General features: G+C 66.7%; 12 protein-coding genes and 1 tRNA gene. 11 read left to right on the top strand and 2 right to left on the bottom strand.

The window, feature by feature from the left end; genetic code table 11:
* Positions 1–190 precede the first annotated feature (190 nt).
* From ACYQ4T_RS11985 to ACYQ4T_RS11940, 10 genes are all read left to right on the top strand, one after another.
* Positions 191–1,570 (top strand): Do family serine endopeptidase, encoded by a 1,380-nt coding sequence (locus ACYQ4T_RS11985; RefSeq protein ID WP_459854180.1) that lies wholly within the window; start codon positions 191–193, stop codon positions 1,568–1,570.
* A 1-nt stretch (position 1,571) separates the two neighbouring features.
* On the top strand, positions 1,572–2,897 hold the full coding sequence (locus tag ACYQ4T_RS11980; protein ID WP_459854177.1) for a replication-associated recombination protein A: 1,326 nt from the start codon (positions 1,572–1,574) through the stop codon (positions 2,895–2,897).
* A 189-nt stretch (positions 2,898–3,086) separates the two neighbouring features.
* Complete coding sequence (locus ACYQ4T_RS11975) at positions 3,087–3,743, top strand: cysteine hydrolase family protein (protein WP_459854174.1); 657 nt, start codon at positions 3,087–3,089, stop codon at positions 3,741–3,743.
* A 2-nt stretch (positions 3,744–3,745) separates the two neighbouring features.
* Positions 3,746–4,744, top strand: a complete 999-nt coding sequence (locus ACYQ4T_RS11970) for an RluA family pseudouridine synthase (RefSeq protein ID WP_459854172.1) — start codon at positions 3,746–3,748, stop codon at positions 4,742–4,744.
* A complete protein-coding gene (locus ACYQ4T_RS11965; protein WP_459854169.1) occupies positions 4,741–5,424 on the top strand; it encodes an HAD-IA family hydrolase in 684 nt (227 codons plus the stop codon). Before ACYQ4T_RS11970 ends, ACYQ4T_RS11965 begins: the two co-directional genes overlap by 4 nt.
* Positions 5,425–5,455: 31 nt before the next feature.
* Positions 5,456–7,534, top strand: coding sequence for an AsmA family protein (locus ACYQ4T_RS11960; RefSeq protein ID WP_459854166.1), 2,079 nt, complete (start codon positions 5,456–5,458; stop codon positions 7,532–7,534).
* Positions 7,535–7,544: 10 nt separating this feature from the next.
* Entirely contained in the window at positions 7,545–8,264 is a 720-nt protein-coding gene (locus tag ACYQ4T_RS11955; protein WP_459854164.1) for an ATP12 family chaperone protein, read from the top strand.
* Between the two features lie 80 nt (positions 8,265–8,344).
* On the top strand, positions 8,345–9,877 hold the full coding sequence (locus ACYQ4T_RS11950) for an acyl-CoA carboxylase subunit beta (RefSeq protein ID WP_459854162.1): 1,533 nt from the start codon (positions 8,345–8,347) through the stop codon (positions 9,875–9,877).
* A gap of 154 nt (positions 9,878–10,031) precedes the next feature.
* Entirely contained in the window at positions 10,032–12,017 is a 1,986-nt protein-coding gene (locus ACYQ4T_RS11945) for an acetyl-CoA carboxylase biotin carboxylase subunit (RefSeq protein ID WP_459854160.1), read from the top strand.
* Position 12,018: 1 nt separating this feature from the next.
* The gene (locus ACYQ4T_RS11940; RefSeq protein WP_459854158.1) at positions 12,019–12,318 is read left to right on the top strand and encodes an acylphosphatase; all 300 of its coding nucleotides are present in this window, start codon (positions 12,019–12,021) and stop codon (positions 12,316–12,318) included.
* A 143-nt stretch (positions 12,319–12,461) separates the two neighbouring features.
* On the opposite strand, the gene ACYQ4T_RS11935 is transcribed toward ACYQ4T_RS11940, so the two are convergent.
* Both ACYQ4T_RS11935 and lipB read right to left on the bottom strand, forming a co-directional pair.
* Positions 12,462–12,719, bottom strand: a complete 258-nt coding sequence (locus tag ACYQ4T_RS11935; RefSeq protein WP_459854155.1) for a DUF6455 family protein — start codon at positions 12,717–12,719, stop codon at positions 12,462–12,464.
* Between the two features lie 96 nt (positions 12,720–12,815).
* On the bottom strand, positions 12,816–13,493 hold the full coding sequence (lipB, locus tag ACYQ4T_RS11930; RefSeq protein WP_459854152.1) for a lipoyl(octanoyl) transferase LipB: 678 nt from the start codon (positions 13,491–13,493) through the stop codon (positions 12,816–12,818).
* A 93-nt stretch (positions 13,494–13,586) separates the two neighbouring features.
* On the opposite strand from lipB, the gene ACYQ4T_RS11925 reads away from it, so the two are divergent.
* Positions 13,587–13,671: transfer RNA gene (locus ACYQ4T_RS11925), tRNA-Leu, on the top strand.
* Positions 13,672–13,774: the final 103 nt, after the last annotated feature.

Below are 13,774 nucleotides of genomic sequence, written 5' to 3'. Positions count from 1 at the left end.
GCCCGCTGTGGCAAGACCCTCACCCTGTCCCTCTCCTTACGGGCGAGGGGGCTCACCGAGGGGACGCTGTCGCAGCAACCTTCCAATTCGCTGCCAGCGAGCGCTCGGTGAGCCCCCTCGCCCGTAGGGAGAGGGTTGGGGTGAGGGCCTTGAAGCTGCGGCCGATCATGCAGGACTGAAAGAAGAAACGATGCTGCGACTTGCTGCCTCTCTCGCCCTGGCCCTCATCCTCGCGACCCCCGCCCTCGCGCAGGAGGCGGTGCCGCAATCGAAGACCCAGATCGAGCTGACCTTCGCGCCGCTGGTGAAGAAGGCGGCGCCCGCCGTGGTGAACATCTTCACCCGCACCGTGGTGAAGGAGCGGCCGTCGCCGTTCTTCGACGATCCCTTCTTCCAGCAGTTCTTCGGCGAGCAGCAGCCGCGCGAAAGGGTGCAGAACTCGCTCGGCTCCGGCGTCATTGTGCGGGCGGACGGGCTGGTCGTCACCAACAACCATGTCATCGCCAAGGCCGACGAGATCCGGGTGGTGCTCTCCGACGGCCGCGAGTTTCCGGCCGAGGTGATCGCCGCCGACGAGAAGTTCGACATCGGCATCCTGAAGATCGACACCAAGGGCGAGGTCCTGCCGACCCTGGAGCTCAAGGATTCCGACGACATCAATGTCGGCGACCTGGTGCTGGCGATCGGCAACCCGTTCGGCGTCGGCCAGACCGTCACCATGGGCATCGTCTCGGCGCTGGCGCGCACCAATATCGGCGTCGGCGACTACGGCTACTACATCCAGACCGACGCGGCGATCAACCCGGGCAATTCCGGCGGCGCGCTGATCGGCACCGACGGCAGGTTGATCGGCATCAATACCGCGATCTATTCCAAGACCGGGGGCAGCATCGGCATCGGTTTCGCCATCCCCTCCAACATGGTGGCGCGCATCGTCGATGCCGAGGCGACGGGGGGCAAGCTGGTGCAGCCCTGGATCGGCGTCTCCGGCGAGGCGCTCACCGCCGATATCGCGGCCAGCATGGGCTTGAAGCACCCGGGCGGCGTGGTGGTGCAGCAGGTCTACCCCATGGGCCCGGCCGATCGCGCCGGGCTGCAGCCGGGCGACGTCATCGTGGGCGTCAACGACCGCAGCATCGCCGATCCGGGCGGCCTCCGCTTCCGGCTCGCGACCCAGAAGGTCGGCGGCACCGCCGCGCTCAATGTCATCCGCCGGGGCAAGGAGCTCGATCTGCCGGTGAAGCTGATCGAGGCCCCGGAAGAGCCGGCCCGGGACGAAACCGAGCTCAAGGGCGAGCAGCCGCTGAACGGCGCGGTGGTGGTCAACCTCTCGCCGGCGGTCAGCGACGAGCTCGGCGTCAGCGATTGGAAGGGCGTCGCCATCGCCAAGATCCGCCGCGGCTCCTACCCGGACAAGCTCGGCCTCGAGCCCGGTGATCTCTTGATCAAGATCAACGGCAAGGACGTCTATTCGGTCGCGGACGCGGTGGCTGCCTTGTCCCAGCCGGCCGACGACTGGACCCTGACCGTCAGCCGCAACGGGCAGACCAAGACCTTCGAGGTGCACTGAGGTGGTGAGCCTCTTCGAGCAGAACGCGCCGCGGCCATTGGCCGACCGCTTGCGGCCGCGCAAGCTCGAGGAGGTGGTCGGCCAGGACCATCTGATCGGCCCCGAGGCGCCGATCGGCCGCATGCTGAAGAACGGCCAGATCTCGTCGATGATCCTCTGGGGTCCGCCCGGCTGCGGCAAGACCACGATGGCGCGGCTGCTGGCCGAGGACGTCAACCTCGCCTTCGAGCCGCTCTCGGCGGTCTTCTCCGGCGTCGCGGATCTGAGGAAGGTGTTCGAGGCCGCGCGCGAGCGCCGGCGGATGGGCGAGGGGACCCTGCTCTTCGTCGATGAGATCCACCGCTTCAACCGCGCGCAGCAGGACGGCTTCCTCCCTTATGTCGAGGACGGCACCGTGGTGCTGGTCGGCGCCACCACGGAGAATCCCTCCTTCGAGCTGAACGGCGCGCTGCTCTCGCGCTGCCAGGTCTTCGTGCTCAATCGCCTGGATGATGCGGCGATGGAGCAGCTTCTGGCCCGCGCCGAGGCGACCATGCACCAGCGCCTGCCGCTCGATGCCGACGCCCGCGCCGCGGTCCGCGCCATGGCCGACGGCGACGGCCGCTATCTGCTCAACATGGCGGAGGAGTTGTTTCGGCTCCCGCCCGAAAAGATCCTCGATCCCGCCGCCCTCGCCAAGGCGGTGCAGAAGCGGGCGCCGCTCTACGACAAGGCGCAGGAGGGCCACTACAACCTCATCAGCGCGCTGCACAAGTCGCTGCGCGGCTCCGACACCGATGCGGCGCTCTATTGGCTGGCGCGCATGCTGGCGGGCGGCGAGGATCCGCTCTACATCGCCCGGCGCCTGGTGCGTTTCGCGGTCGAGGATATCGGCATCGCCGATCCCAACGCGCTGCCGCAAGCCATCGCCGCCTGGGACACCTATGAACGCTTGGGCTCGCCGGAAGGCGAGCTCGCCATTGCCCATTGCGTCATCTATCTCGGCACCGCGCCCAAGTCGAACGCGGCCTATACCGCCTACAAGGAAGCCATTCGCGCCGCGAAAGAGACCGGCTCTCTCATGCCGCCCAAGCATATCTTGAACGCGCCGACCAAGCTGATGAAGGAGATCGGCTACGGCAAGGGCTATGAATATGATCATGACACCGCCGAGGGCTTTTCAGGTCAGAACTACTTCCCTGAAGGCATGGCGCGGCGCCGCTTCTACCAGCCCAAGGAACGCGGCTTCGAGCGCGAGATCGTCAAGCGCCTCGAATACTGGGATCGTCTCCGTGCGCAGCGCGCAACCGACGGGCGACCCAAGCGTGGCGCCGAGAACAACGATTGAACGGCACGAAACGTGCCCATGGTCGCCGGGAAGTTATCTGACGTTGAGCAAGACAAAAAGCCTTGCATGGCAGTCGCTTGAGCCATGCACCGGCTGGGCTTGTCAGCCCTTCGGACCTGAGGCTAGGGTTCCGGCGAATTGAGGTTGGGCTCATCTGGGGAGAGCCCGTTCGAAGAGGTTCGGGGCAGTATGAAAGAGTATCTGGCGCCGGAGCGCGAACGGGTGGCCTTGGTCACCATCGACGCGCAGCGCGATTTCGTTCTTCCCAATTCGCCGGCGACGGTCGCCGGTGCGCTCTCCACCATCCCCGCGATGCGTCGCCTGATCGATGCCTTCCGCGGCGCCGGTGCGCCGATCGTGCACACGCTTCGGCTCTACCGCTGCAACGGTTCCAATGTCGATCTCTGCCATCGCGCGGCGATTGAAGCCGGCCAGCGCATCGTCATGCCGGGCACCTCGGGCGCCGAGTTGATTGATGAGTTGAAGCCGAGTCTCGGCCAGCGCCTCGAGCCGGAACTCCTGCTCGACGGCAAGCTGCAGGAGATCGGCCATCGCGAGTGGCTCTGCTACAAGCCGCGCCTCTCCGCCTTCTTCCAGACTCCGCTCGAAGATCACCTGAAGTCCCTCGGCATCACCACCATCGTTCTTTGCGGCACCGATTTCCCGACCTCGCCCCGCTCCACGGTCTACGCCGCTTCCAACCGGGATTTCCGCATCGTCCTCGCCACCGACGCCATCTCGGGCGCGACCGATGCCGGCCTCGACGAACTCGCGCAAATCGGCGTCTACCTGATGAGCAGCGAGCAGCTTCTCAACTGGCTGAAGCGCGACCGCCAGGCCGCCTGAGCGTGGCCGGCGTTCAGCAAGTCACTATTGCCGCGGATGACGGCGAGCAGCGGCTCGACCGCTGGTTCAAGAAGCATTTCCCCGAGATCGGCCATGGCCGCCTGGAGAAGCTGCTGCGCACCGGCCAGATCCGCCTCGACGGCAAGCGCGCCAGGGCCAGCGACCGCGTGGAAGCCGGCCAGATCGTTCGCGTGCCCCCGATCGCACCGGCGCCGGACGTGGACAAGCCGCGCATCCCCAAGCCGAAGGTCGTTTCCGAACAAGACGCCAAGATCCTGCGCGACGCCGTGCTCTACAAGGACGCCGACGTGCTGGTGATCGACAAGCCGGCCGGCCTCGCGGTCCAGGGCGGCACCGGCCTCGACAAGAACCTCGATGCCATGCTCGACAGCCTGAAATTCGAGGCGGCGGAACGGCCGCGCCTGGTGCACCGGCTCGACAAGGATACCAGCGGCGTGCTGGTGCTCGCGCGGAATGCCAAGGCGGCGCGCGAACTCGCCGAAGCCTTCCGACACAAGTCGGCGCGCAAGGTCTACTGGGCGGTGGTGGTCGGTATCCCGAAGCCGGACCGCGGCACCATCGACGCGCCGCTGTCGAAACAGGCCGGCGGATATGGCGAGCGGGTCGGCATCGACGAAGAGGAAGGCCGACATGCGGTGACGCGCTACGCCATGATCGAGCGCGCCGGCAACCGCGCCGCCTGGGTGGCGCTGATGCCGGAGACTGGCCGCACCCACCAGCTGCGCGCCCATTGCGTCATCCTCGGCACGCCGATCCTGGGCGACGGCAAGTATGGCGGCGTCGCAGCGCATCTCGCCCGCGAGAACCTGCCGCGCCAGCTTCATCTCCATGCCCGCTCGATCAAGATCCCGCATCCGCGCAAGGGCTGGATCGAGGCAACCGCGCCCTTGCCGCCGCACATGAAGGCGACCTGGAAGTTCTTCGGCTTCTCCGCGGAAACCGAGGGCGATCCCTTCGCCGGTCTCGAGACCAAGAAATGACCGACCTGGGGCGTTATCGGTTGGTGGTCTTCGATTGCGACGGGACGCTGGTGGACAGCCAGCACAACATCGTGGCCGGCATGATCGCGGCCTGGCGCCGTTACGGGTTGCCCGAACCGACACCCGAGCAGATCCGCCGCCAGGTCGGTCTCACCCTGGAAATCGGGGTCGCCCGGGTGCTGGAGAGCGACGACCCGGTCATGATCGCCAACTTGGCCAATGCCTATCGCGAGATCGTCCGCGACCTTCGGAGCCGGGCCGAATTGCACGAGCCCTTGTTCGACGGAATCCGGGAGCTGATCGACGCCCTCAACGCGCCCGAAATCTTCCTCGGCGTGGCCACCGGCAAGAATCTGGTCGGGCTGAAGCACACCCTCGACGAATTGGGGCTCCGGGACCGCTTCCATACCCTGCAGACCCCCGACCACTGCCGGTCCAAGCCGGACCCGGATATGGTGCTGCGGGCCATGGCCGAAACCGCCGTCGATCCGGACGAGACCGTGGTGATCGGCGACACCACCTTCGACATCGAAATGGCCCGTTCCGCAGGCGCGACCGCCATTGGGGTCGGCTGGGGCTACCATGCGGTCGAGGAATTGCACGCCGCCGGGGCGAATGCGGTCCTGAAACACCCGTCAGAATTGATCCACTGTTTGCAATCGCTCTCCACGAACCGGTAAAATCGCCGCCCTGAAGAGCGGAGCCTCGTTAATGCGGATCAAGCGCCTCCTGACCGGAGCGGCTATCGTGGTGGTGGGCGGTGCGGCCGCCGTATTCGCCATCCTCCAGTCGGTCGATTTCAACAGCTACAAGGATCTCGTGGCCCAGCAGGTCAAGGCGGCGACCGGGCGCGATCTGGTCCTGGCCGGCGATGTGAAGGTCGCGATCTCGCTGATCCCGCATCTGGAAATCGACCAGGTCTCGTTCCGCAACGCGGATTGGGGCTCCGAGCCGCAAATGCTCAAGCTCGAGAAGCTCGAAGCCGATGTGGCCCTGATCCCGCTGCTCTCCAGCCAGATCCAGATCAAGCAGGTGCGCCTGGTCGGCGCCGATATCCTGCTGGAGACCAACAAGGACGGTCTCGGCAACTGGGTCATGGGCACGCCGACGACCGGCGGCAGCAGCTCGGCGCCGCTGCCGCAGATCAGCCAGGTGGCGATCGAGAACGCCAAGCTGCGCTGGCATAACGGCGTCACCGGCAAGACGCGGACCTTCGCGGTCGACAAGCTGACCATGGCGCCGAGTGACGCCATCGGCAACCTCGCCATCGCCATCGACGGCAAGGTCGACACCATGCCGATCAGCCTCAAGGGCATCACCGGCACCCTGGCCAACTTCACCCAGGGTCCCCTGCCGATCAACGCCACCGGGCAGATTGCCGGCGGCGATCTTGCGGTCAAGGGCGAGGTCGAGGATCCTGCTTCCTTGAAGGGCATCAACCTCGAGCTGACCCTGGCCGGCAAGGCCGCCTCCGATCTCGGCGCCCTGTTCGAGGCGAAGCTGCCGCCGCTCGGCGCCTATCAGCTCCGCACCAAGATCGCCAATCCGGACGGCAAGTTCGTGTTCGACGGCCTGGCCGGCAAGGTCGGCGGCACGGATTTCACCGGCCGTATCGAGGTCGATCCGGCGAAGACCCCGGTCGCGATCAACGCCAACCTGGCGTCGAGCCATCTCGATCTCGCCGATTTCGGCGTGAAGCCCGACGCGCAGAAGTCGGCTTCGCCCGGCGACGGCAAGGTGTTCTCCGCCGAGCCTTGGGATCTGACCCCGCTGCAGGACCTCGATGGCCAGTTCCACCTCAATGTGCAGCGCGCGATCCTGGGCGCGACAACGCTCGACAACCTGGTCGGCGAGGGGACGCTGCAATCCGGCGCGCTCAAGATCACCACGCTGACCGCCGGCCTCGGCGACGGCACGCTCGGCCTTGCCGCGAATGTGAACGGCGCGGCCAAGCCCGCGACGGTCGAGGCGCGCTTGCGCGCCAACAATGTCGACGGTGCGCCGCTGCTCGATGCCATGGGCATGGGCGGCGCGGTCACCGCGGGACGAATCAATCTCGAGGCCGCGGTCCAGGGCCCCGGGACGTCCTTGCGCGATCTGATGGCGGGCTGGAACGGCGGACTCCATCTTGAGATGGGATCAGGCGCCATCAACAACGATTTCGCGCGGCTGATGTTCGCCGATCTCTTCCAGCTGGTGACCTTCGGCGGCACCGCGAATGCGGCGAAGGTCAATTGCATGGTCACCGATTTCGCCGCGGTCGATGGCATCGCCGGGGCGAAGTCTCTGGTGCTCGACACGCCGGGCGTCACCGTCGTCGGCACCGGCGACATCAATCTCCGGGACGAAACCCTGCATCTCCACTTCGACAGCAACTCGAAGCAGACCAACCTCGCGAACCTCGCGGTGCCGATCAATGTCGGCGGCACGCTGGCCCATCCCGCCGTCTCGCCCGATGCCATGGGTGCGGTCGGCAATACCGCGGACTTCGCCGCGCGCACCGCCAACACCGCCACCTTCGGCGTGCTTTCCTCGCTGACCGGTGTCGGCGCAAGCAGCGGCTCCGGCGACAATCCCTGTGTCGGCGCGGCCGCGGCCGGCGCGAAGGCGAAGCAGTCTTCGGTCCCGTCCGCCGGCGACAAGATCATCGACGGCCTCAACACCACGGGCGAGGGCATCGGCCAGGGTGCGCAGGAGTTGGGCGAGGATGCGCTCGACGCCACCAAGAAGGCGGGCGAAGCCGCCGGCCAGGCGATCGACGATCTCGGCAAGAGCCTGTTCGGCAACTGACGACACATCCATGAGCGTGGACGTCGCCCGCCGCTTCTACAAGGAAGCCACCGTCTTGGCCGACGGTGACGTCTGGCGCATCGCGCTCGACGGCAAGCTGGTGAAGACCCCGGCGCGCAATCCGCTCGGGCTGCCCAGCCGCGCGTTGGCCGAGGCGATCGCCGCCGAATGGAACGCGCAGGAGACCAAGGTCAAGCCGGACACGATGCCGCTGATGCAGCTCGCCAGCACCGCGATCGACCGCGTGGCGCCCGACCGCGGCCGCATCATCGCCGAGACCGCCGGCTATGCGGCGACCGACCTGGTTTGCTACCGTGCCGAGGGACCGGACGAGCTGGTCCAGCGCCAGGCCGCCCATTGGGATCCACTGATCGACTGGCTGCGCGAGCGCTACGACGTTTCCTTGCAGAAGGCCGCGGGCGTGATGGCGATCCCCCAATCCGGCCAGGCCTTGGCGGCATTGACCCGTGCGGTCGCCGCCCAGGACGACCTGCGGCTCACCGCCCTTGGGGTCATGACCGGCGCGGCGGGCTCGCTGGCGATCGGGCTGGCGGTCCTGGAGGGCCGGATCAGCCCCGAAGCCGCGGCAGAGGCGGCGCAATTGGACGAGCTCTACCAGGCCGAACGCTGGGGCATCGACCCGGAGGCCGAAAAGCGCCGGGCCGGCCAAAAGGCGGACCTGATTGCCGCACGGCGGTTTCTCGATCTGTTGGCGACTGGCACAGGCTAAACCTTTCTGCTAAGGGGATTTCGCACCTGCGGCAAAATAAGGGCTCCTGAGCCCGCCGCGAGTCCTGGGGGGATGGTTCGATGCAGGAAATCCTTCGCCGGTTGGAGGAGAAGAGGGCGGCGGCGCGGGCCGGCGGCGGCGAGCGCCGGGTCCAGGCCCAGCATGCCAAGGGCCGCCTGACCGCCCGCGAGCGGATCGAGCTGCTGCTCGATGCCGATTCCTTCGAAGAATGGGACATGTTCGTCGAGCACCGCTCGGTCGATTTCGGCATGGCGGAGCAGCGCGTGCCCGGCGACGGCGTGGTGACCGGCTACGGCACGGTCAACGGCCGGCTGGTCTTCGTCTTCAGCCAGGACTTCACCGTCTTCGGCGGCTCGCTCTCGGAGGCCCATGCCGAGAAGATCTGCAAGGTCATGGACCAGGCGATGAAGGTCGGCGCGCCCGTGATCGGCCTCAACGATTCCGGCGGCGCCCGCATCCAGGAAGGCGTCGCCTCGCTCGCCGGCTATGCCAACGTGTTCCAGAAGAACATCATGGCCTCGGGCGTGGTGCCGCAGATCTCGCTGGTCATGGGACCCTGTGCCGGGGGCGCCGTCTATTCGCCGGCGATGACCGACTTCATCTTCATGGTGAAGGACAGTTCCTACATGTTCGTCACCGGCCCCGACGTGGTGAAGACGGTGACCCATGAGAACGTCACCCACGAGCAGCTCGGCGGCGCACTCACCCATTCGCAGAAATCCGGTGTCGCCGACCTCGCCTTCGAGAACGACGTCGAGGCGCTGCTGCAACTGCGGCGCTTCATCGACCTGGTGCCGTCCTCGAATCGCGAGAAGGCGCCGGCGCGCGAGACCGCCGATCCGATCGACCGCGACGAGCTTTCGCTCGATACCCTGGTCCCGCTCAACCCCAACAAGCCCTACGACATGAAGGAGCTGATCCTGAAGGTCGTGGACGAGGCCGACTTCTTCGAGATCCAGCCGGACTATGCGAAGAACATGGTGATCGGGCTGGCGCGGATGGGCGGGGAGACCGTCGGCATCGTCGCCAACCAGCCGATGGTCTTGGCCGGCTGCCTCGACATCGACAGCAGCCGCAAGGCCGCGCGCTTTGTGCGATTCTGCGACTGTTTCAACATCCCGATCGTCACCTTTGTCGACGTGCCGGGCTTCCTGCCCGGCACCGCGCAGGAATACGGTGCCATCATCAAGCATGGCGCAAAGCTGCTCTTCGCCTATGGCGAGGCCACGGTGCCGAAAGTCACCGTCATCACCCGCAAGGCCTATGGCGGCGCCTACGACGTCATGAGCTCGAAGCACATCCGCGGCGACGTCAACTTCGCCTGGCCGACCGCCGAAATCGCGGTCATGGGCCCGAAGGGCGCGGTCGAGATCATCTTCCGTGCCGATATGGGCGACAAGCAGAAGATCGCCGAGCGCACCGACGAATACCGCGAGAAGTTCGCCAACCCCTTCGTGGCCGGCGCCCGCGGCTTCATCGACGACGTGATCATGCCGCACTCGACCCGGAAACGGATCTGCCGCTCGCTCGCAATGCTCAGGGACAAGCAGCTCGAGAATCCCTGGAAGAAACACGACAACATCCCGCTGTGATGCTGATGACGCTGGTCCCTTCTACTTGGTCGTCATCCCCGGGCTTGGCCCGGGGACCCCTGCGTTCCTCGGGCAAGAAACTCGTGGATGCCCGGGCCAAGCCCGGGCGTGACGAGCGGGGGGCCGAAAAACTCTCTAAGCGTGGCGCTGTCTAATGTTCAAGAAAATCCTCATCGCCAACCGCGGCGAGATCGCCTGCCGGGTCATCCGCACGGCGCGGGCCATGGGCATCAAGACCGTCGCGGTCTATTCCGAGGCCGATGCCGATGCGCTGCATGTGCGCGAGGCCGACGAAGCCGTCGCGATCGGCCCGGCCGCCGCGGCGGAGAGCTATCTCAAGATCGAGAAGATCATCGACGCCTGCGCGCAGACCGGCGCCGAGGCGGTCCATCCCGGCTACGGTTTTCTGTCGGAGAACGTGAAATTCGCCGAGGCGCTGAAGAAGGCGAAGATCACCTTCATCGGCCCGGATCCGCATGCGGTCCATGCGATGGGCGACAAGATCGAATCCAAGAAGCTGGCGAAAGAGGCCGGCGTCAGCATGGTCCCGGGCTTCCTCGACGTGATCAAGGACGCCGAGCATTGCGTGAAGGTTTCGCGCGAGATCGGCTATCCGGTGATGATCAAGGCCTCGGCCGGCGGCGGCGGCAAGGGCATGCGCATCGCCCATGACGACGCCCAGGCGCGCGAAGGCTTCCGCTCTGCCAGCAACGAGGCGCGCTCTTCCTTCGCCGATGACCGGGTCTTCGTCGAGAAATACATCGAGCAGCCGCGGCATATCGAGATCCAGGTCCTGGCCGACGGCCACGGCCACTGCCTCTATCTCGGCGAGCGTGAATGCTCGATCCAGCGCCGGCACCAGAAGGTGATCGAGGAGGCGCCGAGCCCCTTCCTCGACGAGAAGACCCGCACCGCCATGGGCGAGCAGGCCGTCGCCCTCGCCAAGGCGGTCAAATACAAGTCCGCCGGCACGGTCGAGTTCATCGTCGACCAGAAGCGCAACTTCTACTTCCTGGAGATGAACACCCGGCTCCAGGTCGAGCATCCGGTGACCGAGCTCGTGACCGGCCTCGACCTCGTCGAGCAGATGATCCGCATCGCAGCCGGCGAGAAGCTGAAGCTCAGACAGTCGGATGTCCGGCTGAAGGGCTGGGCGCTGGAAGCCCGCGTCTATGCTGAGGATCCGTTCCGCAACTTCCTGCCCTCGACCGGCCGGCTGATCCGCTATGTCGAGCCGCCGGCCGGCCCTTCGGTGCGCGTCGATTCCGGCGTCTATGAAGGCGCCGAGATCAGCATGTTCTACGACCCGATGATCGCCAAGCTGGTGACCTACGGCGCCGATCGCCCGGCGGCGGTGGCGGCGATGCGCGAGGCGCTCGACGCCTTCTACATCCGCGGCCTCAACCACAACATTCCCTTCCTCTCGGCGCTCGCCGGGCATCCGCGCTTCCAGGCCGGCCGGCTTTCCACCGCCTTCATCGCCGAGGAGTTCTCGGACGGCTTTCATGGTGTCACGCCGGATCCGGACTCGACGGCGGACCTGGTCGCGGTGATCGCCACGGTGCATCACCTCTACGAGCGCCGCGCCCATGCCCGCGCCCCGCATTTCCAGGCCAAGGGCAGCAAGGTCGGCGGCGACTGGGTGGTGAAGTTGGACGGCGTGCCGCACGCAGTCTCGGTGGTGGAAACCGCCGACGGCTTCGCGGTGGTCGGCGGCAACAGCAGCCGCGAGGTGTTGAGCGCCTGGAGGCTCGGCGACCCGCTCTACCAGGGTCGCATCGACGGAAGGCCGATCACGGTGCAGATCGACCGCAACGGTGTCGGCTATCGCGTGACCCAGGGCGGCGCCAGCTGCAAGGTCATGGTCTTGAACAGCCGCGCCGCCGAGCTCGACGCCTTCATGCCGGAAAAGCTGCCGCCCGACATGTCGCGCTTCCTGCTCTCGCCGATGCCGGGCCTGCTGGTGTCGCTCGCGGTCACGCCCGACGAGGAGGTCAAGGCCGGGCAAACGCTCGCGGTGGTCGAGGCGATGAAGATGGAGAACATTCTGAAGGCCGAGCGCGATGGCAAGGTGGCGAAGCTTCATGCGAAGCCTGGCGACAGCCTGGCGGTCGATCAGATCATCCTCGAGTTCGCCTGAGATGACGGCGGATCTTCCCGCCGGGTCGAAGACCGTACGCCTCGTCATCAGCGGCCGCGTGCAGGGCGTGTCTTATCGCTGGTGGACCGTGGGCGAGGCAACGCAACGCGGCCTCGACGGCTGGGTCCGCAACCGCCGCGACGGCAGCGTGGAAGCCCTGGTCTCCGGACCGATAGCGCAGGTGGACGACCTCATCGAAGCCTGCCGGCAAGGCCCGCCGTCGGCGCGCGTGACCGACGTCGAGATCACGCCGCAAGCAGAGAGGGCCGAGGCCGGCTTCCGCCAGCTGCCGACGGTTTAGTTCGGACAGAGTCTTCAGTTGCACCCCCACCCCAGCCCTCCCCCGAAGACGGGGGAGGGAGAAGGCAAGCGCCATGCAAAGCCCTCCCCCGTCTTCGGGGGAGGGTTGGGAGGGGGTGCCACAAACTCGGTGCGATGCGGGAGCTACCGCGCCTTGCTGCGGCGGTCGCCGCGGAAGCGCTCGAACATCCCGGCATTCGGGCAGAAGTTGCGGAAGGCGCGCGGATCGCGATGCACATCCGTCAGCCAATAGCGGCAGGTCATCAGCGTCTTGCAGTCCTCGCAGCGCTTCACGGCATGCTGCAGCTGGACGCGGCCCCAGTCGGTGGCCATCTTCTCCGGATCGACCGCCAGCGTCAGCATCATGGCGGTCATTTCCTTCGGCGGTGCCCGTCGCTCCATGGACGTTCTCCCCTGAAAGGCTTTTCCCATGAGGATAGGCCGAACGAAGGTGGCGGGGACTGTGACACGGCGCGGCGCGACGCGGTGTCGCGGGGCTCAGCCGAAGACCGTGCCGAAGCTCCTCTGCAGCGCCGCATCCAGCTCGGCCTGCGTGACCGATTTCCCGAGCTTCGCCAGCGAAGTGACGCCGAAGGGCTGGGTGGCGCTTTCCTGGATCCCGCAGGGGACGATGCCGGCAAAATGCGCGAGGTCGGGATCGCGGTTGATGGCGATGCCGTGGAAGGTGACACCGTGGCGAACCCGGACGCCCAAGGCGGCGATCTTGTCCTCGCGCCCGTCCTCGCCCGCCACCCAAATGCCGATCCGGCCATCGCGCCGCTCACCCTTCACGCCGAAGCAGGCAAGGCTGCGGATGATCCAGTCCTCGAGGTCGTGGACATAGCGCCGGAGATCGCCGCCGCGCGCCGCCAGGTCGAGCATCACGTAGCCGATCCGCTGTCCGGGCCCGTGATAGGTGAGCTGTCCGCCGCGGCCGGCCTTGTAGACCGGCAAAGCCTCCGGCAGCAGCAGGTCCTCGGGTCTCGCGCTGGTGCCGGCGGTGTAGAGCGGGGGATGCTCCAGCAGCCAGACCTGTTCCGGCGCGGTTCCGGCGTGGATCGCGGCGGCCCTGGCCTCCATCTCGGCCAGGGCGGCGGGGTAATCGACCAAACCCGCCGAAATCCGCCATTCCAGCGCGGATTGGGCGGGTTGGGCCGAGGGTCTTCCAGGGGCCATTCCGGGGGTGCTTTCCGCTTGCTTGGGCACGGGCGATTTGCTATTCCCCCGGCCTGGATTAGGCAAGGGGCATCGGTGCTCCGAGCCCCCGCTGCGGTCGTGGCGGAACTGGTAGACGCGCAGCGTTGAGGTCGCTGTGGGGCAACCCGTGGAAGTTCGAGTCTTCTCGACCGCACCAATCCCTTCAGTGCAAAGCTGATATCGGAAGTGGGAGATCCCGCCGCTGTAGCGCGCGCGGGTTCCTCCGCTATATGCTGTCCTCCCAAAGCACTATCCAGATT

Source organism: Dongia sp. agr-C8, assembly GCF_054658695.1.
Note: the sequence above shows the minus strand (reverse complement) of the source record. Positions and strands in the feature narration are given on the sequence as shown.